Below are 22,295 nucleotides of genomic sequence, written 5' to 3' on the forward strand. Positions count from 1 at the left end.
CCTGGTCATCCTCAATGCAAAAGCACGCGATGCGCGCAACGAGTTCGCAATTGCAACTTGACACCCCAGATAGTCGCTCTCCCCCGATCGACGGGGTAGAGGAAGGACGCGAGCCTATTGCCGCCAGCGCTGTTCCAACGAGGCTCCCTTCCTTTCCCTCCGGAGGGGGGAAAGGTGGCGCTGCGAAGCAGCGACGGATTGGGGGAAGCCGGTCGTCAAACGAACAGCCGATGACAAGTGAGTACGACCGAGTTGGTCTGATATCAGCGTCATTGAGACAATCACGGTGTGCTCTCACTCGACGATCGCAATCGCAAAGCCGTCATAGCCCTTGGCGCCGACTGTTTGGATGGCAGTGCCATCCAGACGCTTGTCGCCACCGATGAAGGAGAATGCCGCGCGTGCGCCTTCTACATTGGGATCACGGCCACCCTGATCGAGCACAGCACCCTCGCGTATGACGTTGTCGCAGACGATGACGGTTCCGGGCCGGGACAGCCGCATGGCCCAGGATAGATAGTGCGGGTTGTTCGGCTTGTCGGCGTCGATGAAGATGAAGTCGAACGGTCCTGCATGCTCGTCGCCCAGCGCGGCAAGCGACTGAAGGGCCGGCCCGACCCGGAGTTCCACCCGCTCCGAGACGCCTGCCCGCTCGAAATTCGATCGCGCGACAGCGGCATGGTGCGGATCGAGTTCGAGCGTCACAATCCTGCCGTCGACAGGCAGCGCTCGCGCCATCCAGATCGTCGAATAGCCGCCCAGCGTGCCGATCTCGAGAATCTTCCTGGCTCCCTGCATGCGCGCAAGAAGTGAAAGCAGCTTGCCTTGCGCCGGCGACACGTCGATCGCCGGCAGGCCCTGGTCGTGGTTGGCTGCCAGAACCGCGTCGAGGACGGAGTCCGCCTCAAACAGGGAACCGACGATGTAGTCGTCGACAGCCGTCCAGGTCCTTTTGCTCATCGTTTGCTTCTCCGATCCAATTGGGGGACCTAAACGCGAAAAGGGGCCGCTTGGCCCCTTTTCTTGTCTCTTTCCTTCCGCGCTTACTGCGCGGCGTGTGTCATGTCGGCAAGCATCGGCTCGGCGACTTCCACACCGGAGGCCTTGCGGCGCTCGTCGATGATCAGTTCGTCGCGCGAGGTGGCGATGCGCCGGATCTGGCTCATCGTGCCGCCGGTGCCGGCCGGGATAAGCCGGCCAACAATGACGTTTTCCTTCAGTCCCTGCAGCATGTCGGTCTTGCCGGCAACAGCAGCTTCCGTCAGCACTCGGGTCGTCTCCTGGAAGGAGGCGGCCGAGATGAAGGATGGCGTCTGCAGCGATGCCTTGGTGATGCCGAGCAGCACCGGCAGGCCTTCGGCCGGCTTCTTGCCGTCCTCGACCAGACGCTCGTTGACCTCCTCCAGTTCGATCACGTCGACATGATCGCCCGGAATGTAGGTCGAGTCGCCCTGCACCGTGATCTCGACCTTCTGCAGCATCTGGCGAACGATCACCTCGATGTGCTTGTCGTTGATCGACACGCCCTGCAGACGGTAGACTTCCTGGATTTCGTTGACGAGGTAGGAAGCAAGTGCCTCCACGCCCTTGATCGCCAGGATGTCGTGCGGCGCCGGATTGCCGTCGAGGATGTAGTCGCCCTTCTCGATGACGTCGCCGTCCTGGAGATGGAACGGCTTGCCCTTCGGGATCAGGTATTCGACCGGCTCAAGCGTCGAGTCATGCGGCTCGATGATGATGCGACGCTTGTTCTTGTAGTCGCGGCCGAAGCGGATCGTGCCGTCGATCTCGGCGATGATGGCGTGATCCTTCGGACGACGTGCCTCGAACAGTTCGGCCACACGCGGCAGACCGCCGGTGATGTCCTTGGTCTTGGCGCTTTCCATCGGGATACGCGCCAGCACGTCGCCGGGGCGAACCTGCGATCCCGGCTCGACCGAAAGAATGGCCTCGACCGAGAGCAGGAAGCGGGCGTCGCCACCCTTGGACAGCTTGCCGACTTTGCCCTTGGCGTCCTGGATGGCAATTGCCGGCTTCAGGTCGTTGCCGCGCGGCGTCGAGCGCCAGTCGATGACCTCACGCTTGGTGATGCCGGTCGACTCGTCGGCCGTTTCCTGAACGGAAATGCCGTCGACCAGATCCTCGTACGACACCCTGCCCTCGATTTCGGTGAGGACTGGACGGGTGTAGGGATCCCACTCGGCGATACGCTGGCCGCGCTTCACCTTGTCACCATCGTCCACGAAGATGCGCGAACCATAAGTGAGACGGTGCGAGGCGCGCTCCTTGCCGGCTTCGTCGAGGATCAGCACCGCCATGTTGCGGCCCATGACCATCTGCTGGCCGTCAGAGTTGCGCACCACGTTGCGGTTGCGGATCTCGACCTTGCCCTCATAGGAGGCTTCAAGGAACGAGCTGTCCACCACCTGCGCCGTACCGCCCATGTGGAAGGTACGCATGGTGAGCTGGGTGCCCGGCTCGCCGATCGACTGCGCCGCGATGACGCCGACGGCTTCACCCTGGTTGACCGGGGTGCCGCGGGCCAGATCGCGACCGTAGCAGACCGCGCAGACGCCAACCCTGACTTCGCAAGTCAGTGCCGAGCGAATGCGAACCGACTGGACGCCGGCCTTTTCGATCTGTTCCACGTCACGCTCGTCCATCAGCGTTCCGGCCTTGACCAGGATCTCGCCCGACACCGGATGGGTGATGTCGTCGAGCGACGTACGACCCAGCACGCGCTGGCCGACCGAAGCGACGACCTGACCGGCATCGACGATCGGCTGCATGGTGAGGCCCTTGTCGGTGCCGCAGTCGACGGAGTTGACGATGCAGTCCTGCGCCACGTCGACCAGACGACGGGTGAGGTAACCCGAGTTCGCCGTCTTCAAGGCGGTGTCGGCCAGACCCTTGCGGGCGCCGTGGGTCGAGTTGAAGTACTCGAGCACGGTCAGTCCTTCCTTGAAGTTCGAGATGATCGGCGTCTCGATGATTTCACCCGACGGCTTGGCCATAAGGCCGCGCATGCCGGCGAGCTGACGCATCTGGGTGGGCGAGCCACGTGCACCGGAGTGCGACATCATGTAGATCGAATTCATCGGCTTTTGACGGCCATTGTCCTCGAACTCGACCGCCTTGATGCGGGCCATCATTTCGTCGGCGACCTTTTCCGAGCACTTGGCCCAGGCGTCGACGACCTTGTTGTACTTCTCGCCCTGCGTGATCAGGCCGTCATTGTACTGCTGCTCGTATTCCTTGGCCAAAGCCTCGGTGTCGGAGACCAGCTTGATCTTGGCATCCGGGATCAGCATGTCGTCCTTGCCGAACGAAATGCCGGCACGGCAGGCATGGCTGAAGCCGAGCGCCATGATGCGATCGCAGAAAATGACCGTCTCCTTCTGACCGCAGTGGCGGTAGACGGTGTCGATCATCTTGGAGATGTTCTTCTTGGTCATCTCCTGGTTGGCGGTCTCATAAGGCACGTTGACGTTCTTCGGCAGAAGCTCGCCGATGATCATGCGGCCAGGGGTGGTGTCATGGATCTTCGACACGACCTTGCCTTCGGCATCGACCGTGCGGAAACGACCCTTGATCTTGGAGTGCAGCGTCACCGCCTTGGTCTCGAGCGCGTGCTGGAGTTCGCCCATGTCGGCAAACACCATGCCCTCGCCCGGCTCGTTCTGGTTGACGATCGAGAGATAGTAGAGACCGAGAACCATGTCCTGCGACGGCACGATGATCGGCGCGCCGGAAGCCGGGTGCAGGATGTTGTTGGTCGACATCATCAGCACGCGGGCTTCAAGCTGCGCTTCCAGCGACAGCGGCACGTGAACGGCCATCTGGTCGCCGTCGAAGTCGGCGTTGAAGGCCGTGCAGACCAGCGGGTGCAGCTGGATCGCCTTGCCTTCGATCAGGATCGGCTCGAACGCCTGGATGCCGAGACGGTGCAGCGTCGGCGCACGGTTCAAGAGCACCGGATGCTCGCGGATGACCTCGTCGAGGATATCCCAGACTTCCGGACGCTCCTTCTCGACCAGCTTCTTCGCCTGCTTGACGGTCGAGGAGTAACCCTTGGCGTCGAGACGGGCGTAGATGAAGGGCTTGAACAGTTCGAGCGCCATCTTCTTGGGCAGGCCGCACTGGTGCAGCTTGAGCTCCGGACCGGTCACGATGACCGAGCGGCCGGAATAGTCGACGCGCTTGCCGAGCAGGTTCTGACGGAACCGGCCCTGCTTGCCCTTGAGCATGTCGGACAGCGACTTCAGCGGGCGCTTGTTGGCGCCGGTGATGACGCGGCCGCGACGGCCATTGTCGAACAGCGCATCGACGGCTTCCTGCAGCATGCGCTTTTCATTGCGCACGATGATGCCGGGGGCGCGCAGCTCGATCAGCCGCTTCAGACGGTTGTTGCGGTTGATGACGCGGCGATAGAGGTCGTTCAGATCCGACGTGGCGAAGCGGCCGCCGTCCAGCGGGACAAGCGGGCGCAGGTCCGGCGGGATCACCGGAACCACCTTCATGATCATCCATTCCGGACGGTTGCCGGATTCCATGAAGTTCTCGACGACCTTGAGCCGCTTCAGATACTTCTTCTGCTTCAGCTCGGAGGTGGTCGAAGCCAGTTCCGAACGCAGGTCGCCGGCGATCTTCTCCAGGTCCATGCCGGCCAGGAGGTCATGAATGGCCTCGGCGCCGATCATGGCGGTGAACGAATCCTCGCCATACTCGTCGACGGCGATCATGTACTCTTCCTCGCTGAGCAGCTGGTGCTCCTTCAGCGCGGTGAGGCCAGGTTCGGTGACGATGTAGTTCTCGAAGTAGAGGACGCGCTCGATGTCCTTCAGGGTCATGTCGAGCAGCGTGCCGATACGCGACGGCAGCGACTTCAGGAACCAGATATGGGCGACGGGCGCGGCGAGCTCGATATGGCCCATGCGCTCGCGGCGAACGCGCGACAGCGTGACTTCGACGCCGCACTTCTCGCAGATGACGCCCTTGTACTTCATGCGCTTGTACTTGCCGCACAGGCACTCATAGTCCTTGATCGGGCCAAAAATGCGCGCGCAGAACAGACCGTCACGCTCCGGCTTGAAGGTGCGGTAGTTGATGGTCTCCGGCTTCTTGATCTCGCCGAAAGACCAGGACAGAATCTTCTCAGGGCTGGCAAGCGATATCCGGATGGAATCGAACACCTGCGCAGGCGCCTGCGGATTGAAGAGATTCATGACCTCTTGGTTCATGCCGTTCTCCTTTTCGGGGTCCTCGAAAACCCCTTGCATCTAGTCGCGAGCCAAACGCCCGCCGTCTTGTCGGCCACTGGCCGTGGAATTTGATGCATCCGGTCGCGGGGAGCCCGCGACCGGATGTCTTTCTTACTCGGCCGCGTCGGGCAGCCGGATCGGGTTGTCATCGAGCTTGGTGTTCTCCAGCTCGACATTGAGGCCGAGAGACCGCATTTCCTTGACGAGAACGTTGAAGCTCTCGGGAATGCCGGCCTCGAAGGTGTCGTCGCCACGGACGATCGCCTCGTAGACCTTGGTACGGCCGGCGACGTCGTCCGACTTCACCGTCAGCATTTCCTGCAGCGTGTAGGCGGCGCCGTATGCCTCGAGCGCCCAGACCTCCATCTCGCCGAAGCGCTGGCCACCGAACTGCGCCTTGCCGCCCAGCGGCTGCTGGGTAACGAGCGAGTACGGACCGATCGAACGCGCGTGGATCTTGTCGTCCACGAGGTGGTGAAGCTTGAGCATGTAAATGTAGCCCATCGTCACCTTGCGATCGAACGGCTCGCCGGTACGTCCGTCATAGAGCTGCGACTGACCGCTGGTGTGCAGGCCCGCCTGCTCCAGCATGATGTTGATGTCAGCCTCGTGCGCGCCGTCGAACACCGGGGTCGCGATAGAGACGCCGCGGCGCATCTGCTCGCTGAGGCGAACGATGCTCTCGTCGTCATAGTCGCGGACCGGCTCATTACGGTCGTTGGACGGAATGAAGCTCTCGAGCGTCTTGCGCAGCGGCTTGATGTCGCCGGCAGCCTTATACGTGTCGATCAGCTCGCCGATCTTCCTGCCCATACCGGCGCAAGCCCAGCCCAGATGCGTTTCCAGGATCTGGCCGACATTCATGCGGCTCGGCACACCCAGCGGGTTGAGCACGATATCGGCATGAGTGCCGTCCTCGAGGAAAGGCATGTCCTCGACCGGAACGATCCGCGACACGACACCCTTGTTGCCGTGACGGCCGGCCATCTTGTCGCCGGGCTGCATCTTGCGCTTCACGGCCACGAAGACCTTGACCATCTTCATGACGCCCGGAGGCATTTCGTCGCCGCGCTGGACCTTCTCGACCTTGTCCATGAAGCGCTGTTCGAGCGCCTTCTTGGAGTCGTCGTACTGGCCACGCAGGGCTTCGAGTTCGCTCTGGAGCTTTTCGTTCTCCACGGCAAACTGCCACCACTGCGAACGCGGATACTCGTCGAGCGTATCCTTGGACAGCGTCGAGCCCTTCTTGAAGCCCTTCGGTCCAGCGATCGCTTCCTTGCCGACGAGCACGTCGGAAAGACGCGCGTAGACGTTGCGGTCCAGAATGGCCTGCTCGTCGTCGCGGTCCTTGGCGAGGCGTTCGATCTCCTCGCGCTCGATCGCCATGGCGCGCTCGTCCTTCTCCACACCGTGGCGATTGAACACGCGCACCTCGACGACGGTGCCGAAGGTGCCCGGAGGCATGCGCATCGAGGTGTCGCGCACATCGGATGCCTTTTCGCCGAAGATGGCGCGCAGAAGCTTCTCTTCCGGCGTCATCGGGCTTTCGCCCTTCGGCGTGATCTTGCCGACCAGGATGTCGCCCGGCTGAACTTCGGCACCGATGTAGACGATGCCGGCTTCGTCGAGGTTCTTCAGCGCTTCTTCCGAGACGTTCGGGATATCGCGCGTGATTTCTTCCGGCCCGAGCTTGGTATCGCGCGCCATGACCTCGAACTCCTCGATGTGGATCGAGGTGAAGACGTCGTCGGCGACGATGCGTTCGGACAGGAGGATCGAGTCCTCGTAGTTGTAGCCATTCCACGGCATGAACGCGACCAGCACGTTGCGGCCGAGAGCCAGATCACCGAGTTCGGTCGACGGACCGTCGGCGATGATGTCGCCCTTGTTGACCCGATCGCCCATGCGAACCAGCGGACGCTGGTTGATGCAGGTGTTCTGATTCGAACGCTGGAACTTCATCAGCCGGTAGATATCGACGCCGGACTTGCCCGGATCGAGATCTTCGGTAGCGCGGATAACGATACGCGTCGCGTCCACCTGGTCGACGATGCCGCCGCGGCGGGCGCCGATGGCGGCACCCGAGTCACGGGCGACGATCGGCTCCATGCCGGTGCCGACAAACGGCGCTTCGGCGCGCACCAGCGGCACGGCCTGACGCTGCATGTTCGAGCCCATCAGAGCGCGGTTGGCGTCGTCGTTTTCCAGGAACGGGATCAGGGCCGCGGCCACCGACACCATCTGCTTGGGCGAAACGTCCATCAGATCGACGTTTTCACGCGGCGCCATCATCACTTCGCCGGCGCTGCGGCAAATGACGAATTCGTCGACGAAACCACCGTTCTTGTCGAGCTCGGCGTTGGCCTGCGCGACATGGTGCTTGGCCTCTTCCATCGCCGAGAGATAGACGACGTCATTGGTCAGCTTGCCATCGACGATCTTGCGGTACGGGCTCTCGATGAAGCCGTACTTGTTGACGCGTGCGAAAGTGGCCAGCGAGTTGATCAGACCGATATTCGGGCCTTCCGGCGTCTCGATCGGGCAGATGCGGCCGTAATGCGTCGGGTGCACGTCGCGCACTTCGAAGCCGGCGCGCTCGCGGGTCAGACCGCCCGGTCCAAGTGCCGAAAGGCGGCGCTTGTGGGTGATCTCCGACAGCGGGTTGGTCTGGTCCATGAACTGCGACAGCTGCGAGGAACCGAAGAACTCGCGCACGGCGGCAGCCGCCGGCTTGGCGTTGATCAGGTCCTGCGGCATGACCGTGTCGATCTCGATCGAGGACATACGCTCCTTGATCGCGCGCTCCATGCGCAGCAGGCCGACGCGGTACTGGTTTTCCATCAGTTCGCCGACCGAACGCACGCGGCGGTTGCCGAGATTGTCGATGTCGTCGATTTCGCCCTTGCCATCACGCAGTTCGACCAGCGTCCTGACCACGGCCAGGATGTCGTCCTTGCGCAGCACGCGAACGGTGTCCTCGGCCTTGAGTTCCAGACGCATGTTCATCTTGACGCGGCCGACGGCCGACAGATCGTAGCGCTCTGAGTCGAAGAACAGCGAGTTGAACATGGCTTCCGCGGTCTCGAGCGTCGGCGGCTCGCCGGGGCGCATGACACGATAGATGTCGAACAGCGCGTCCTGGCGGCTCTCGTTCTTGTCGACGTTGAGCGTGTTGCGGATATAGGCGCCGACATTGACATGGTCGATGTCGAGAACCTTGATCTCGTCTTCACCGGTGCCAAGCAGCACCTTCAGCGTCTTCTCGTCGATCTCGTCCCCGGCCTCGAGGAAAATCTCGCCGGTGGCGTAGTTGACGATGTCCTCGGCCAGGTAGTTGCCGAGCAGATCCTCGTCGGTCGCCTTGATCGCCTTGAGACCCTTTTCGCCAAGCGCCCTCGCCTGGCGGGCGGTGATCTTCTTGCCGGCCTCGACAACGACCTCGCCGGTGTCGGCATCGACCAGGTCGCCAACGGCCTTGAGGCCGCGGAAACGCTCGACGTTGAACGGAATGCGCCAATGGTCGCCGGCGCGCTTGTAGGTGATCTTGTTGTAGAAGGTCGACAGGATCTCTTCGCCGTCCATGCCGAGCGCCATCAGCAGCGACGTCACCGGGATCTTGCGGCGACGATCGATGCGGGCGTGCACGACGTCCTTGGAATCGAACTCGATGTCGAGCCACGAACCGCGATAGGGAATGACGCGCGCGGCAAACAGAAGTTTGCCCGACGAGTGCGACTTGCCCTTGTCATGGTCGAAGAAGACGCCCGGCGAGCGGTGCATCTGCGAGACGATGACGCGCTCGGTGCCGTTGACGATGAAGGTGCCGTTCAGGGTCATGAGCGGCATGTCGCCCATGTAGACGTCCTGCTCCTTGATGTCCTTGATGGACTTGGCGCCGGTATCCTCGTCAATATCGAACACGATGAGGCGCAGCGTCACCTTGAGCGGCGCGGCATAGGTGAGGTCGCGCTGACGGCATTCGTCAACGTCGAATTTCGGTCCTTCGAACTCGTACTTCACGAACTCCAGCATCGAGGAGCCGGAAAAATCGGAGATCGGGAAGACCGACTTGAAAACGGCCTGCAGTCCCTCGTCCGGACGCCCACCCTTGGGCTCCGCCACCATCAGGAACTGATCATAGGATGCCTTCTGAACCTCGATCAGGTTCGGCATCTCCGCAACTTCCGGAATCTTTCCGAAGAACTTGCGTACGCGTCTGCGGCCATTGAAAGTCTGGGTCTGGGCCATCGTCGCTCCTTAGCTCTAAACTCGGGACGAGCCTCGCCGCGGCTCGCCTTGCATGCTGGGCCACCTTGGCGGCAACCCTCTGTCTGTTTTCCCGGCGCCTGTCGGCGGCCGGCTAGAACGGGAGAAAACCCGTTTCCTGAAGGCCGGTTTTCGGCCCTCAGGAAAGAGGTTCTCGTACGTCTCGCGTTACGCGTCCTCCCTCCAGGCGAAGGGAGTGGCGGACGGCGCGAGGCCGTCCGCCGCTTTTACGCTTACTTCAGGTCGACCTTGGCGCCGGCTGCTTCCAGCTGGGCCTTGAACTTGTCAGCGTCGGCCTTGGAAACGCCTTCCTTGACCGGCTTCGGAGCCGCTTCGACCAGATCCTTGGCTTCCTTGAGGCCAAGACCGGTGATAGCGCGGACTTCCTTGATGACGTTGATCTTCTGAGCGCCTGCCTCGGTGAGGACGACGTCGAATTCCGTCTTTTCCTCGACCGGAGCAGCTGCGGCCGCACCACCGCCAGCGGCGGCAACAGCCACCGGAGCAGCGGCGGAAACGCCCCACTTTTCTTCCAGAAGCTTCGACAGCTCGGCCGCCTCGAGGACGGTCAGCTTCGAAAGGTCGTCTACGATCTTTGCGAGATCAGCCATTGTTGTATTCCTTCATCAGGTTCGAACGTGTGTTTGTGATAGCGAGGAACGGCCTCATGCCGCCTCGTCCTTCCGGGCGTAAGCGCCGATGACGCGCGCGACCGAAGCCGCTGGCGCATTGACGATCTGGGCGATCCGGGTTGCCGGCGTGGCGATCATGCCAACCAGCCTGGCGCGCAGCTCATCGAGCGACGGAAGTGTGGCGAGTGCCTTCACACCGTCGGCGTTGAGCGAGGTGGTGCCCATTGCGCCGCCGAGAATGACAAGCTTGTCATTTCCCTTGGCGAAATCGGACGCGACCTTCGGCGCCGCAATCGGATCCTCCGAATAAGCAATCAGCGTCTGTCCCTTGAACAGCTCGATGATCGATGCGGAGTCCGTGCCCTGAAGAGCGATTTTGGCGAGACGGTTCTTCGCGACTTTGACGGTGCCACCGGCGGCGCGCATTTTCGACCGAAGGTCGTTCATTTGCGCGACGGTGATACCGGCGTAGTGGGCCACGACCACTGAACCTGCGTTCGAGAACGCACCGTTCAGGCCCGTGACGAGTTCGCGTTTTTCCGCTCTGTCCACTGCCTATCTCCAGTTGACCCCAATCCTGTTAATGGGAACATCCCATTCACGAGGACAGGCGTCGGGTTGCCTTTTGTCGGCCGGGCCATCCAGTAACAGATCTCCCGAACGACGCTCGAGGATCCTGCCCCCTTTCGCCACATCGACAGTCAAGCCGGCGATGCGCAGACAAAAGGCAAACACGGTTCGAACCTTTCATTGGAGCAATCGCTCCGTTGTCCGGTCTTCACCCGTCTCATGCAGGCCCAAATCGAATTAAGGCTTCTGGGCCGCCTGCAATCTCGGACAGGATGTCCGGAAACCTCTCGGTTTCCGGTACCGGGCCGCCGACAAGTCGGAGGTCCGGAATTCACTTGCGGATCAGGCCTTTAGCGACCGATCCAAATGTTCGTATCAGGACGCTGTGAGCGTCGCAACGTCGAGCTTGAGGCCCGGGCCCATCGTCGAGGTGACCGACACCTTCTTGACGTAGTTGCCCTTGGCGCCAGTCGGCTTTGCCTTGGTCACCGCATCGGCGAAGGCGCGGATGTTCTCTTCCAGAGCCTTGACCTCGAACGAGACCTTGCCAACGCCGGCGTGAACGATACCGGCCTTCTCGACGCGGAACTCGACAGCGCCGCCCTTCGATGCCTTGACGGCGGCGGCAACGTCGGTGGTGACGGTGCCAACCTTCGGGTTCGGCATCATGCCACGCGGCCCGAGCACTTTGCCCAGACGGCCGACAAGCGGCATCATGTCCGGCGTGGCGATGCAGCGATCGAAGTCGATCGTGCCCTTCTGGACGATGTCGACCAGATCCTCGGCACCAACGATATCGGCGCCGGCGGCGCGCGCTTCGTCAGCCTTGTCGCCGCGAGCGAACACAGCGACGCGTACCGAGCGGCCGGTGCCGTTCGGCAGGTTGACCACGCCGCGGACCATCTGGTCGGCGTGGCGCGGGTCGACGCCGAGATTCATGGCGACTTCGATGGTCTCGTCGAACTTGACCGAGGAACGGTCCTTGAGCAGCTTCAGTGCATCACCCAGGGCATAAGCCTTGTTGGGATCGATGCCTTCGCGGGTCTTCGATACACGCTTTGCAATCTTTGCCATGATCTTAGCCCACCACTTCCAGACCCATCGAGCGGGCGGAGCCCTCGACCATGCGCATGGCCGCTTCGACGTCGTTTGCGTTCAGATCCTTCATCTTCGCGGTGGCGATCTCACGGACCTTTTCACGCGAAACCGTACCGGCCTTGACCTTGCCCGGCTCCTTGGAACCAGCCGTCAGGTTAGCCGCCTTCTTCAGGAAATAGCTCACCGGCGCCGTCTTCATGACGAAGGTGAAGGACTTGTCCTGATAGTAGGTGATGACGACCGGAACCGGCGATCCCTTTTCCATCTCCTGGGTCTGCGCGTTGAACGCCTTGCAGAATTCCATGATGTTGATGCCACGCTGACCAAGCGCCGGGCCGATCGGGGGAGACGGCGTGGCCGATCCCGCTTTGACCTGGAGCTTGAGCTGGCCTGCAATTTTCTTAGCCATCTCTTTTCCTGCCTTTGTCTATGCCGGCTCCCATGAACGGGAAAGTGCCGGCGGTTGCAGTCTGGTGGTGCGATCCATGCGGCCGGCTAAAGCCGCATTCGTCTCCCACCGTTCTTAAGAGCCGCGCGATCTCCGCGCCGCTCTTCCCTGCCGCGCTTGACGACAGGGATTTCGGATCAGCCCTTTTCGACCTGTCCAAATTCCAGATCGACAGGCACGGCGCGCCCGAAGATCGAAACTTCCACCTTGAGCCGCGCCCGCTCCTCGTCCACTTCCTGGACGAAACCGTTGAACGACGCGAAGGGGCCATCCGAAACGCGGATCGCTTCGCCGATCTCGAACGTGACCGAGGGCTTGGGCCGCTCGACGCCTTCCTGCACCTGGTTCAGGATGCGCTGGGCTTCCGCCTCGGTGATCGGCACCGGCTTGGAGTCACCCAGGAAGCCGGTGACCTTCGGCGTGTTCTTGACCAGCGAAAACACGGCGTCGGTCAGATTGGCCTTCAGGAGCACATAGCCCGGGAAGAACTTGCGCTCGGCATCGACCTTGCGGCCGCGACGAACTTCGACGACCTTCTCGGTCGGCACCACGATCTGCTCGATATCGGCGGACAGGCCCTTCTGCTTGGCCTTGTTCTCGATGTCCTCGGCGACCTTCTTTTCAAAGTTCGAATAGGCGTGGACGATGTACCAGCGCGCGGTCATTTCAAGACTTCTCCGTAATCGCCGGACTTAGCGTCCGATGCCCAGAATCTGTTCGACCGCGAGGCCCATGAGCTGATCGGCGGTGAAGAAAAAGATCATCGCGATCACAGCGAAAGCCAGGACCATGACCGTCGAGATCATCGTTTCGCGCCGCGACGGCCAAGTCACCTTGGCGGTCTCCGCGCGAACCTGCTGGAGAAAGACGAAAGGATTTGTGGTTTTCGAAGCCATATGCCGCTCTGTCTTCAAGACCCGTTGGCCGGGTCTCCTGGATGATCCCGCTGGCCGGGACGTGCCGCCTGAGCCCAATTTCGCGCCGAATCAGCGCAATCAATTCGCCCATGCAAATCAGACGCGTAAAGCCGGCTTCCCAGCTCCACGCGTCGCGTGTCTGTTTCGTCTACATAAAACCGATTCTTGATCCACGCAAGTGGCAAGTGTCCGCTTTATGACCAAACGCCGCCTCGGAACCATCCAGTCGTTCCGTCCCGGCTATGGCGCCCTTATGCCCCAATCGGGCTAATATGGCAAGCGGGTCGCCGATTTTCAAAGGGCAGACCGTGGAAATATCGTTTTGAAACGCCATTTCGAAAAATGGCGAAATATCGCGTTGAGTGCCATTTCGAGAAATGGCACGGGCAGCAGGGCTCGAACCTACGACCTGCGGTTTTGGAGACCGCCGCTCTACCAACTGAGCTATGCCCGTATCGTGCGCATGTCGGCGCAGCAGGCGCTTCCTAAAAGCTTCCGCTCGCTCTGTAAAGAGTGGTTTGCAAGCAAACGCGCCTTAAGCCTTTCCCTCAGCACCAGATGTTCGAGGCTGGGGCCATCCTACTCGCGCCAGGGCACGACCTTAAAGTTTTTCGGCATCGCTCCGGGACCTCCCGTGGCGACCGAAAGCTACTTTGGTTCCGGTGGCTGATACGGCCCGCCCGGCACGCCCCAGCCCCAGGCCGGCATCGGCTCCGTCTCGGGATCGCAGGTCTCGCCGAGATTGGAGTTCATCTTGGCCAGCCGCGATCCCCATTCGACATAGCCCATGAAGGCCGAACGGAATTCCGGATCGTCAGGCAGACCGACCGCGTCGGCGGCATCGGCCAGAAGGTTGATCCAGCGGCGGCGCTGCTCCTCGGTCAGATGCTTGCCCAGATGATGCATGACCATCTCGCGGTGGCCGCCAAATTGTTCGCTGTAGGTTTTCGGTCCGCCGAAAACCTCGCCGATGAAGGCCGCGACATGGGCTGGATGATCCGGCGACATGGTCTTGAACACCGGCCCGACGATCGGGTCCTGCGCCACCTTGTCATAGAAAGTCTGGGTCAGCCGGTTCAAAGCCTCGCTGCCGCCGGCCCATTCGTAGAGTGTCGGGATATCCTGGCTCATTCTCGATCCCTCCGCCAGCCCCGGTGCCGCCAGCAGCGACGATAGCGGAAAAATCGCGAGTGGCTCAACCTGCCTCGATGGCCAGTTTCCGACTTCGCCGCGCTTTACAATTTGGCGGGCGCGTCAGCCTCGGCATTGGCGGAAGACCGGATCCGGCAATTCTGCGGTTTCGGCACCGCGTCGCAGATGGTGGCGCCGGTCAGCGCGTCGACCGATTGCGGGCTCGTCGTCAGCCCGACTTTCAGCATCATGTCGGGTTCCAACTGGCGCTCGACCGAGCGCCGCTCGATCGCCGTGAACAGAGCGGGATCGATCGCCATCTCCTCGAGATAGGCCTCGACCATCTGCTTTTGCCCCATCAGGTACAGGCTAAGCCGCGCACGGGGGCCGACAAGCCGTCTCACGCCGCCGGCAAGCATGAGCGCACAGGCCGAGTCGCACTCCACTCCCGCATCGATGCTCAACCCGGCATAAGCGCCCTCCTTGGCCAGGCAATTCCACTCTCCCGGGTCACAGCCGACGAAATCAGTGCGGCCAACAGCGACGTCGAGCTTCTTTTCGCGGACAAGCCGTCCCGCCGCCAGAGCGCCGAGCAGGTCGCCTCCTTGCGAACTTATAACGACAGGCAGCCGCCGGTCGCCAAGCGTGGCGAGCACCTGGCGCAGCTTCTGCGGGGTCTGAGGCGTGATCGCGCCTTCCGCCGAGATCCATTCCGGGCATTCCGGATTGCAGAGCGGGTTGCTGCCGCGAACCACGACAAAGCGCATGTCCTTATCGCGCTGCATACCCTCGGGCTCGGCCGGCTGCGGAGCAGGCTTGGCCGCGGCCGTCAGACCATCCGGCTTGTTCCCAGGTATTTCCCGGCAATTCGCGGCCAGCCGATCCGGCCTGCACAGGCTTGCGGTGGTCAGCATGTCCACAGCATCCGCGCTGGTGACCAACTTCAGCGTCAGCATGTCGTCGAGGGCGATCTGGTGGATTGCGCTGGCCGGCGTGCTCTTCATCGTTTCGAGCACGCCCGGTTCGATGCCCATCTGGTTGAGATAGGCCGCCAGCTTTTTCTCCACCGACTTGCTCATCTCGTATGTCTTGTAGCTGCCGGCGTTCTTGCGGCTGACGATTTTTGTGTTGAGGACCTTCTTCTTGCCTCCCACGATGCGGTAGGTGGTCCGGTATTGCAATTTCGTGCGGATGTAGGTCGTGGTGATCTGATGGACGCCGAGATAGGCCCATTCGCCTGCGACACGCTGGACGCCGCCGGCAAACATCAACGGACAGGCGGAATTGCACATGGCGCCATAGTCGATGACATCGCCTAGGTAGCGGGCGCCATTCTTGTCACGGCCCTGGCAACCCTTCGCGTCGGGCTGGCAACCGGAGAACACCGTCTTGCCAATGGCGATATCGAGCTTGTTCTTGCGGATCAGCCGGCCAAGCGTCAGTGCCGCCTCGACATTGCCGCCCGGAGAATTGACGACGATCGGCAGCTTTCGCCCGCCAAGCGTCTTCAGCATGCGCTTGAACAGAGCCGGCGTTCCGGCTTCTATCGAGCCTTCGGCGGAGATCCATTCCGGGCAGATCGGCTCGCACCCCGGTGCATTGCTGCGGACAATGCCAAACTGCATCGTCGGACCGAGATCCGGGGCGATATCCGTCGCAAAGGCACGTCCCGTGACAAGCAACGCCAGCAGGCAGATCAGCCGCAGCCACAATGCCCGACGATGGAAAAGGCGCCCTGGAACCATCTGGAAAAAGCCCCTTGATGCAATCCATACTAGACGAGGTCCAAAGGCTTGCAACAGGGTCTGCACGACATCGCGGGGTACCGATCTCCGCGGACAAAAAGAAAAGGGCGGCCCCAAGGACCGCCCTTCCGTTTCGAACCGGACCGGCGCAGGCCGGCGTCGGTTATTCCTTGATGGTGACGACGATGCCGGCACCGACGGTGCGGCCGCCTTCACGGATAGCGAAGCGCAGCTTCTCTTCCATGGCGATCGGCACGATCAGCTCGACATCGACCGTGATGTTGTCGCCCGGCATCACCATCTCGGTGCCTTCCGGCAGCGACACGATGCCGGTCACGTCGGTCGTGCGGAAGTAGAACTGCGGACGGTAGTTGGTGAAGAACGGCGTATGACGGCCGCCTTCGTCCTTGGTCAGGATGTAGGCTTCGGCCACGAACTTCTTGTGCGGCTTCACCGTGCCGGGCTTGGCCAGAACCTGGCCGCGCTCGACACCTTCACGATCAACGCCGCGCAGCAGCGCGCCGATGTTGTCGCCAGCCTGGCCCTGATCGAGCAGCTTGCGGAACATCTCGACGCCCGTGCAGGTCGTCTTGGTCGTCGGACGGATGCCGATGATCTCGAGTTCTTCACCGACCTTGACCACGCCGCGCTCGACGCGGCCGGTCACCACCGTGCCACGGCCCGAGATCGAGAACACGTCCTCGATCGGCATCAGGAACGGCTTGTCGAGCGGACGAACCGGGGTCGGGATGTAGGCATCGACCGCAGCCATCAGCTCGCGGATCGCGTCCTCGCCGATCTTCTTGTCCGAATCTTCCAGAGCAGCCAGCGCCGAACCCTTGACGATCGGAATGTCGTCGCCGGGGAATTCGTTCTTGGTCAGAAGCTCGCGAACCTCGAGCTCGACCAGTTCGAGCAGCTCGGCGTCGTCGACCTGGTCGACCTTGTTCAAAAACACCACGATCGACGGCACGCCGACCTGACGGGCAAGCAGGATGTGCTCGCGGGTCTGCGGCATCGGGCCGTCGGCGGCCGATACGACCAGGATCGCGCCGTCCATCTGCGCGGCACCGGTGATCATGTTCTTCACATAGTCGGCGTGGCCGGGGCAGTCGACGTGAGCGTAGTGGCGGTTGGCCGTCTCGTATTCGACGTGCGCCGTCGAGATCGTGATGCCGCGCGCCTTCTCTTCAGGGGCAGCGTCGATCTGGTCGTAGCGCTTGTATTCGCCAAAATACTTGGTGATCGCCGCCGTCAGCGACGTCTTGCCATGGTCGACGTGGCCAATCGTGCCGATGTTCACGTGAGGCTTGTTACGCTCGAATTTACCTTTTGCCATAGTCTCTTTCCTTGGACGGCCCGGATCTTCAGTTCGGTCGAAGACCTTCAGTTCAGTCGAATGCGGGGCGATTAGCGACAAAGGCCAAAAAACACAAGCGTCTTTTGGCCGGGTGCCGTCTCACTCAGTCCGAACCATCGATCCGATTGCGGGGATGTGGCGCTGATATAGGAAGGCGCACCGCGAAATGAAATGGGTGACAGGCCGATCGATCGATGCCGCGATAGCGTTGTCTCGCCTGCCCAATCCCCTGTCTGATTCATGGCCAGGCCATGGACCATTGCTGAAGGCATCGAGGTCTGATCTCCTGACCGGATGCATTTCATCCCGCCCTCAATCCGTGGCCCGCTGTTCATGATCGTTTCGACGGGATCGTATCTCGTCAACGACACGATGATGAAGCTCGCGACGGCAGGCCTGCCGTCCTATGAAGTGCTGTTTCTGCGCGGCGTGGCGGCAGCGCTCTGGGGCTTCCCGCTGTTGTTCGCGCTGGGCTACGGCAAGCAGGTCCCGCTGATCTTCGACGGCCAAGTGCTGCGCAGGAACCTGCTCGAGCTGGCGGCGATCCTCTGCTATGTCGTGGCGCTCGCCAACATGCAGATCGCCGATTCCACCGCGCTTGGACAGATCACGCCGCTCTTGATGCTGGTCGGCTCCTCGATCCTGTTTGGCGAGCGGATCGGCGGCCGGCGCATGGCGCTGATCGGGCTCGGCTTCATCGGCGCGCTGATGGTGGCGCAGCCGACGATGCAAGGCATTTCGATCTACGCCCTGCTGGCGCTCGGCAATGCAGCGCTTGCGGCCGCGCGCGACCTTGCCGGCAGGCGGGTCTCGGCCGAGGTGCCGGGCATGATCGTGGCGATTTCCGCCGTCGTCGTCGTGCTGATCGGCGCCGGTGCCGCGCATCTGGTTTCCGAGCGCTGGGTGATGCCCGGGATGCACCATTTGCTGCTGATGGCAGGTGCTGGATTTTTCCTGATCTTCGGCCACTTCTTCATCTTCATGGCCTATCGCGTCGGACCGACCAGTGCCGTGGCGCCGTTCTACTATTGCTTCACCGTCTGGGCGGTGATTTCAGGCCTGCTGGTGTTCGGGCAATTCCCCAACGCGCTGGCGATCTGCGGCATCCTGCTGGTTGTCGGCAGCGGACTGACCATCGTCTCGCTGGATCAGCGCCAGCGCCGGCTGGCCGTCGTCGCATAAAGTCTGTTCCATCCCGATAGAATCGGGATGGTAGGACCCCGGCGATTGCCTGTTGCGCTGCTAGAGCGCCCGTCTTCCGCTGAACTGATGGTAGGCCCACAGGACGACCACCGCTCCGATCACGGAGACGATCAGGCTGTAGATGTTGAGGCCGGTGACACCCGAAGCGCCAAAAGCGCTGAAGATCAGGCCGCCGACAATGGCGCCGACGATGCCGAGCACGATATCCATGATCATGCCCTGGCCGGTCTTGTTGACGATCTTGCTGCCCAGGAAGCCGGCGATGACGCCGAGTATGATCCAGCTGATGATTGACATTTTTTCCTCTCCATCCCCCGCCAGCCGAACATTTTCATATGATTGTCAAAACCTCAAGCCAGCTTGAAATTCCGCCCGAATACTTCATTGTTGAAGATGGGACGGGCTTGGTCGCTATGGAGGATCCACTATGGGACTTTTTGACAATGCCGTTCCCGGCGGCAACATCACCAAACCGCTGATGATCGCACTCGGCGCGCTGCTGGTCGGAAAGATGCTGAGCGGCAGAAGCGCCGAACAGCCCGAGCAGCCTCAAGCTCCCGCGCCGGCCGACCCCGCCCCGACGGAAACCACGTCCGCCGACGGCGGTCTGGTTGGCGGACTGGGCGGCCTGCTCGACAAGCTCAGAAATGCCGGCCACGGCAACACCGCCGACTCCTGGGTCGGCACCGGGCAGAACCAGTCGATCAACGCCAATGATCTCGGCAATGCGATCGGCCCGCAGATCATTCGCGAGATCGCTCAACGGACCGGAATGGACGAGCAGGAACTGCTCAAGCAACTGTCCACGGCTTTGCCCGGCGTCGTCGACAGACTGACGCCGAACGGCCAGGTGCCGCAGCAGCACCAGGTCGCATCCGCCTTCAACAGCTAGCGCGGCGCCCGCACAATTGGAACGCTGCGCCTTGTGCGCAGTGTTTCGGCTGGCAGGTTGTAGGGATGAGTGTCTGGAGCGGGTAGCGGGAATCGAACCCGCATATTCAGCTTGGAAGGCTCTAGAAACGCAATGAAGTCAATGCGCCGTGTTACGACGCCTCGTGTGGCGTGTCACATGAAGGCCTAATACACTTGGGCGTGTCACGGCGCGCCCAGGCGCAGGCATAGGAGCAATTGAGGAATTAGAAGAGCGCTTCTGAGGCTAGGGACGATTGATGAACGGGCGCCGCTAAGCCATATTTCTTCGATAGGTCACTCACAACTTGATAGAACCAATCTGGCGCGTCAGGACTGACGAATATCTTCTCCAAAAGCCAATTCAAATCGACGTCCAGAGCCATTCCACCCCCGATCCTATGTGTGCGGCCAGGTAGAGTCTCAGTTGAACTATGGCACATCATCATTGAGCGAACTTCCCGTTCATGAGCGAACGAATCGCGCTTTAGCATGAACGCGTTGAATGTGTTGCCTTCATGCACACCGATTGTCTCATAGTCGCCATATGTGACTTCTCCAAGATAAACTCTGTCTGGCATTTGCTTATACAATAAAGAATACCGCGACTGTATTGCGACGGCATCGCTCGATTTAGCGTAAAGCCTCCACATCGCTGCTGATTCAGCCTCATTGGCATGCCAGCAATTCACATATATGTACTCTCTTGCCGCACGTTTTGTTTTCGACATAATCTCTAAGAACTCGGCGATTTTATCCTCTGATGTTTCGGGAGACCCGGATCGAAAGAAGTCCGCTAATTGTTGCCGCCCGATGGTCACATTCATTCGAGGGAAGCTTCCCTCGAATTTGTCTCCGAGGTTATCTGCCCTTGCATAAAAAAGTTGGCTTGATTGAATAAGGGCGGCGAACTTGGATAAATCCATATATCGCCAGACCTTGATCTCAGTGTTATTTGGCTGCGGAAAAGACGGATGTTCTTCCATCGATCATCTCTATCACCCTCGCGTTCAGCTTGGGAAGGTAGCCCATTTTGACGGGTTCCAACGGCTTCCGTATAACATGACGCGCCTAGCGGAATAACTCGCCCAATCCGGCGCCGTTTCATCGACTTCTGACATGTTCGGTGTAAACGAGCGTTCAAACCGCCAAAACGGCACATTTCCGGGCTTTTTCGTGCCGTTTGCGCCCGGCTACTACCCCTGGGCGCAAGGCTACGTGCGCAACGGCGATCTCGACAACAACCGCAAGGTCGCCGACGCCCGCGCCAAACTGCGCCAGAGACACGGCAATGACACGCGTGACACGGCGCCTGTTTCGGGATTGAGATTTTGTTAGCGATTTCAAAGAGATATTTGGAGCGGGTAGCGGGAATCGAACCCGCATATTCAGCTTGGAAGGCTGCTGCTCTACCACTGAGCTATACCCGCGCCTTACCTGAAGTACCGGATTCACCCGAAAAGCGCCATGCACTTTTCAGTCCGATTCTTTCGCGTTTCAGGGCTTCCGGGCCGGCAGTGGTGGAGAGGGTTGGATTCGAACCAACGTAAGCTAAGCTAACGGATTTACAGTCCGTCCCCTTTAACCACTCGGGCACCTCTCCAGTCTGCCGCCGGAGCCATGCAACGAGGCATTCACGCCAGTCCGGACCCGAGTTAAGTGTTCTCCGAAACCAGCGAAGCGCCTTATGGCGGCAAGCCCATTGGGTGTCAACCGCGCAACCAGGGTTTTTCGTTTCTGTTCGCCGGCTGCGGCGACGGGCCATATCCTTGGCCGGAGGAGACCGCTATAGAAGCCAGCCATGAGCGATAAAACCAACACCCCCAAAGACACCCATTACGCCAAGCTGCGCCGCGCCTATCGCGACGAGAAAAGCGGCGGCGCTCCTGCATTCAGGCCCAAACAGCCGGTTCCGCCGGGCGAAAATGCCGCGGATGGCCTGGTGCGGCTCTATGGCCTGCACACGGTGCGGGCGGCACTCGACAATCCGCGCCGCAAGATCCGGAAGATGCTGGTAACGCGCAATGCGGCCGAACGCCTGGAAATCGCCGATCTCGCCGCCCTGCCCTTCAAGACGGAACTGGTCGAACCCAGGGACATCGACAAGATCACCGGGTCGGACGCCGTGCATCAGGGCGTGCTGATCGAGGCGGAGCCACTGAAGCCCAAGCGGCTCGATGCACTTGGCGATGCCAAGCTGGTGCTGGTGCTCGACCAGGTCACCGATCCGCACAATGTCGGCGCCATCCTGCGCTCGGCGGTGGCCTTCGGCGCCGGTGCGCTGATCACTACGGCCCGCCACAGCCCGCAGGAATCGGGCGTGTTGGCGAAATCCGCCTCCGGCGCGCTGGAGCACATCGACCAGATCGAGGTGAAGAACCTGGCTGACGCGCTCGGCCAGCTGCACGAGGCCGGCTTCCGCACCATCGGGCTTGATTCGGACGGGCCGGCGGAACTCGAAAAGAGCTTTGCCGGAGAAAAGATCGCCCTGGTGCTGGGCGCCGAGGGCAAGGGCCTGCGCCAGAAGACGCGCGAGACGGTGACGACGCTGGCGCGGCTCGACATGCCCGGCGCGATCCATTCGCTCAACGTATCGAATGCCGCGGCGATCAGCCTTTACGTGGCGCGGACATTTTTGAAGCGCAGCTAAAGCGCCTGCCGGGAACATCTCGAAACGAGAAACGGGTTCCGGCGACAGATACCGGAACCAGTTCTTCGACGGGCAAGAGCTGGCGGCTTGGGAACGTTGCGCCGC

Annotated in this window: 18 protein-coding genes and 3 tRNA genes; 4 read left to right on the top strand and 17 right to left on the bottom strand. The window is 61.3% G+C overall.

The features are described 5' to 3' along the window. Positions 1–294: 294 nt before the first annotated feature. The 13 genes from NKI73_RS31460 to tuf all read right to left on the bottom strand — a co-directional run bounded on the left by NKI73_RS31460 (position 295) and on the right by tuf (position 17,407). On the bottom strand, positions 295–960 hold the full coding sequence (locus NKI73_RS31460) for an O-methyltransferase (protein ID WP_352635708.1): 666 nt from the start codon (positions 958–960) through the stop codon (positions 295–297). 83 nt (positions 961–1,043) lie between these two features. Further along, complete coding sequence (gene rpoC / locus NKI73_RS31465) at positions 1,044–5,240, bottom strand: DNA-directed RNA polymerase subunit beta' (RefSeq protein ID WP_352635710.1); 4,197 nt, start codon at positions 5,238–5,240, stop codon at positions 1,044–1,046. A gap of 132 nt (positions 5,241–5,372) precedes the next feature. Next, entirely contained in the window at positions 5,373–9,509 is a 4,137-nt protein-coding gene (gene rpoB, locus NKI73_RS31470; RefSeq protein ID WP_352635712.1) for a DNA-directed RNA polymerase subunit beta, read from the bottom strand. 251 nt (positions 9,510–9,760) lie between these two features. Further along, positions 9,761–10,138 carry a 50S ribosomal protein L7/L12 gene (gene rplL, locus NKI73_RS31475; protein WP_023762907.1) on the bottom strand — a complete coding sequence of 126 codons (378 nt, stop codon included), beginning with the start codon at positions 10,136–10,138 and terminating at the stop codon, positions 9,761–9,763. A gap of 54 nt (positions 10,139–10,192) precedes the next feature. Further along, a complete protein-coding gene (gene rplJ, locus NKI73_RS31480) occupies positions 10,193–10,711 on the bottom strand; it encodes a 50S ribosomal protein L10 (RefSeq protein ID WP_013531412.1) in 519 nt (172 codons plus the stop codon). A gap of 393 nt (positions 10,712–11,104) precedes the next feature. Next, a complete protein-coding gene (rplA, locus tag NKI73_RS31485) occupies positions 11,105–11,803 on the bottom strand; it encodes a 50S ribosomal protein L1 (RefSeq protein WP_352635714.1) in 699 nt (232 codons plus the stop codon). Between the two features lie 4 nt (positions 11,804–11,807). Then, the gene (gene rplK / locus NKI73_RS31490) at positions 11,808–12,236 is read right to left on the bottom strand and encodes a 50S ribosomal protein L11 (protein WP_027027738.1); all 429 of its coding nucleotides are present in this window, start codon (positions 12,234–12,236) and stop codon (positions 11,808–11,810) included. A 176-nt stretch (positions 12,237–12,412) separates the two neighbouring features. Continuing rightward, positions 12,413–12,940, bottom strand: coding sequence for a transcription termination/antitermination protein NusG (gene nusG, locus NKI73_RS31495; protein WP_013895710.1), 528 nt, complete (start codon positions 12,938–12,940; stop codon positions 12,413–12,415). A 27-nt stretch (positions 12,941–12,967) separates the two neighbouring features. Further along, positions 12,968–13,171, bottom strand: coding sequence for a preprotein translocase subunit SecE (gene secE / locus NKI73_RS31500; RefSeq protein WP_013531408.1), 204 nt, complete (start codon positions 13,169–13,171; stop codon positions 12,968–12,970). A gap of 399 nt (positions 13,172–13,570) precedes the next feature. Beyond that, positions 13,571–13,646: transfer RNA gene (locus NKI73_RS31505), tRNA-Trp, on the bottom strand. Positions 13,647–13,840: 194 nt separating this feature from the next. Then, complete coding sequence (locus tag NKI73_RS31510; RefSeq protein WP_352635716.1) at positions 13,841–14,323, bottom strand: group II truncated hemoglobin; 483 nt, start codon at positions 14,321–14,323, stop codon at positions 13,841–13,843. Between the two features lie 104 nt (positions 14,324–14,427). Then, positions 14,428–16,068: a COG3904 family protein gene (locus tag NKI73_RS31515; RefSeq protein WP_352635717.1), complete on the bottom strand. Its 1,641-nt coding sequence runs from the start codon at positions 16,066–16,068 to the stop codon at positions 14,428–14,430. Between the two features lie 163 nt (positions 16,069–16,231). Next, positions 16,232–17,407, bottom strand: a complete 1,176-nt coding sequence (tuf, locus tag NKI73_RS31520) for an elongation factor Tu (protein ID WP_013531404.1) — start codon at positions 17,405–17,407, stop codon at positions 16,232–16,234. Positions 17,408–17,722: 315 nt separating this feature from the next. Here tuf and NKI73_RS31525 point away from each other — a divergent pair, with 315 nt between their 5' ends. Beyond that, positions 17,723–18,610, top strand: coding sequence for a DMT family transporter (locus NKI73_RS31525; RefSeq protein WP_352635719.1), 888 nt, complete (start codon positions 17,723–17,725; stop codon positions 18,608–18,610). A 60-nt stretch (positions 18,611–18,670) separates the two neighbouring features. On the opposite strand, the gene NKI73_RS31530 is transcribed toward NKI73_RS31525, so the two are convergent. Then, positions 18,671–18,928: a GlsB/YeaQ/YmgE family stress response membrane protein gene (locus NKI73_RS31530; protein ID WP_352635721.1), complete on the bottom strand. Its 258-nt coding sequence runs from the start codon at positions 18,926–18,928 to the stop codon at positions 18,671–18,673. A gap of 130 nt (positions 18,929–19,058) precedes the next feature. On the opposite strand from NKI73_RS31530, the gene NKI73_RS31535 reads away from it, so the two are divergent. Continuing rightward, entirely contained in the window at positions 19,059–19,523 is a 465-nt protein-coding gene (locus NKI73_RS31535) for a YidB family protein (RefSeq protein WP_352635723.1), read from the top strand. Positions 19,524–19,767: 244 nt separating this feature from the next. On the opposite strand, the gene NKI73_RS31540 is transcribed toward NKI73_RS31535, so the two are convergent. Continuing rightward, positions 19,768–20,526, bottom strand: a complete 759-nt coding sequence (locus tag NKI73_RS31540) for a DUF2971 domain-containing protein (protein ID WP_352635724.1) — start codon at positions 20,524–20,526, stop codon at positions 19,768–19,770. Between the two features lie 133 nt (positions 20,527–20,659). On the opposite strand from NKI73_RS31540, the gene NKI73_RS31545 reads away from it, so the two are divergent. Then, on the top strand, positions 20,660–20,878 hold the full coding sequence (locus tag NKI73_RS31545) for a hypothetical protein (protein WP_352635725.1): 219 nt from the start codon (positions 20,660–20,662) through the stop codon (positions 20,876–20,878). Between the two features lie 18 nt (positions 20,879–20,896). Here NKI73_RS31545 and NKI73_RS31550 read toward each other — a convergent pair. After that, positions 20,897–20,970, bottom strand: a tRNA-Gly gene (locus tag NKI73_RS31550). Positions 20,971–21,058: 88 nt separating this feature from the next. After that, positions 21,059–21,143, bottom strand: a tRNA-Tyr gene (locus NKI73_RS31555). A 198-nt stretch (positions 21,144–21,341) separates the two neighbouring features. On the opposite strand from NKI73_RS31555, the gene NKI73_RS31560 reads away from it, so the two are divergent. Further along, positions 21,342–22,190: a TrmH family RNA methyltransferase gene (locus tag NKI73_RS31560; RefSeq protein WP_352635726.1), complete on the top strand. Its 849-nt coding sequence runs from the start codon at positions 21,342–21,344 to the stop codon at positions 22,188–22,190. Positions 22,191–22,295 lie beyond the last annotated feature (105 nt).

Source organism: Mesorhizobium sp. M0496 (genome assembly GCF_040321205.1).
In the GTDB taxonomy this organism is placed as follows: domain Bacteria; phylum Pseudomonadota; class Alphaproteobacteria; order Rhizobiales; family Rhizobiaceae; genus Mesorhizobium.

Coding starts and splice junctions, on each gene's coding strand:
- NKI73_RS31535 (WP_352635723.1), top strand. CDS start 19,059: ATGGGACTTTTTGACAATGCCGTTCCCGGCGGCAACATCACCAAACCG.
- rpoC (WP_352635710.1), bottom strand. CDS start 5,240: ATGAACCAAGAGGTCATGAATCTCTTCAATCCGCAGGCGCCTGCGCAG.
- NKI73_RS31540 (WP_352635724.1), bottom strand. CDS start 20,526: ATGGAAGAACATCCGTCTTTTCCGCAGCCAAATAACACTGAGATCAAG.
- NKI73_RS31460 (WP_352635708.1), bottom strand. CDS start 960: ATGAGCAAAAGGACCTGGACGGCTGTCGACGACTACATCGTCGGTTCC.
- NKI73_RS31530 (WP_352635721.1), bottom strand. CDS start 18,928: ATGTCAATCATCAGCTGGATCATACTCGGCGTCATCGCCGGCTTCCTG.
- NKI73_RS31560 (WP_352635726.1), top strand. CDS start 21,342: ATGAGCGATAAAACCAACACCCCCAAAGACACCCATTACGCCAAGCTG.
- rpoB (WP_352635712.1), bottom strand. CDS start 9,509: ATGGCCCAGACCCAGACTTTCAATGGCCGCAGACGCGTACGCAAGTTC.
- NKI73_RS31515 (WP_352635717.1), bottom strand. CDS start 16,068: ATGGTTCCAGGGCGCCTTTTCCATCGTCGGGCATTGTGGCTGCGGCTG.
- rplK (WP_027027738.1), bottom strand. CDS start 12,236: ATGGCTAAGAAAATTGCAGGCCAGCTCAAGCTCCAGGTCAAAGCGGGA.
- secE (WP_013531408.1), bottom strand. CDS start 13,171: ATGGCTTCGAAAACCACAAATCCTTTCGTCTTTCTCCAGCAGGTTCGC.
- NKI73_RS31545 (WP_352635725.1), top strand. CDS start 20,660: ATGTTCGGTGTAAACGAGCGTTCAAACCGCCAAAACGGCACATTTCCG.
- NKI73_RS31510 (WP_352635716.1), bottom strand. CDS start 14,323: ATGAGCCAGGATATCCCGACACTCTACGAATGGGCCGGCGGCAGCGAG.
- tuf (WP_013531404.1), bottom strand. CDS start 17,407: ATGGCAAAAGGTAAATTCGAGCGTAACAAGCCTCACGTGAACATCGGC.
- rplL (WP_023762907.1), bottom strand. CDS start 10,138: ATGGCTGATCTCGCAAAGATCGTAGACGACCTTTCGAAGCTGACCGTC.
- rplA (WP_352635714.1), bottom strand. CDS start 11,803: ATGGCAAAGATTGCAAAGCGTGTATCGAAGACCCGCGAAGGCATCGAT.
- nusG (WP_013895710.1), bottom strand. CDS start 12,940: ATGACCGCGCGCTGGTACATCGTCCACGCCTATTCGAACTTTGAAAAG.
- NKI73_RS31525 (WP_352635719.1), top strand. CDS start 17,723: ATGCATTTCATCCCGCCCTCAATCCGTGGCCCGCTGTTCATGATCGTT.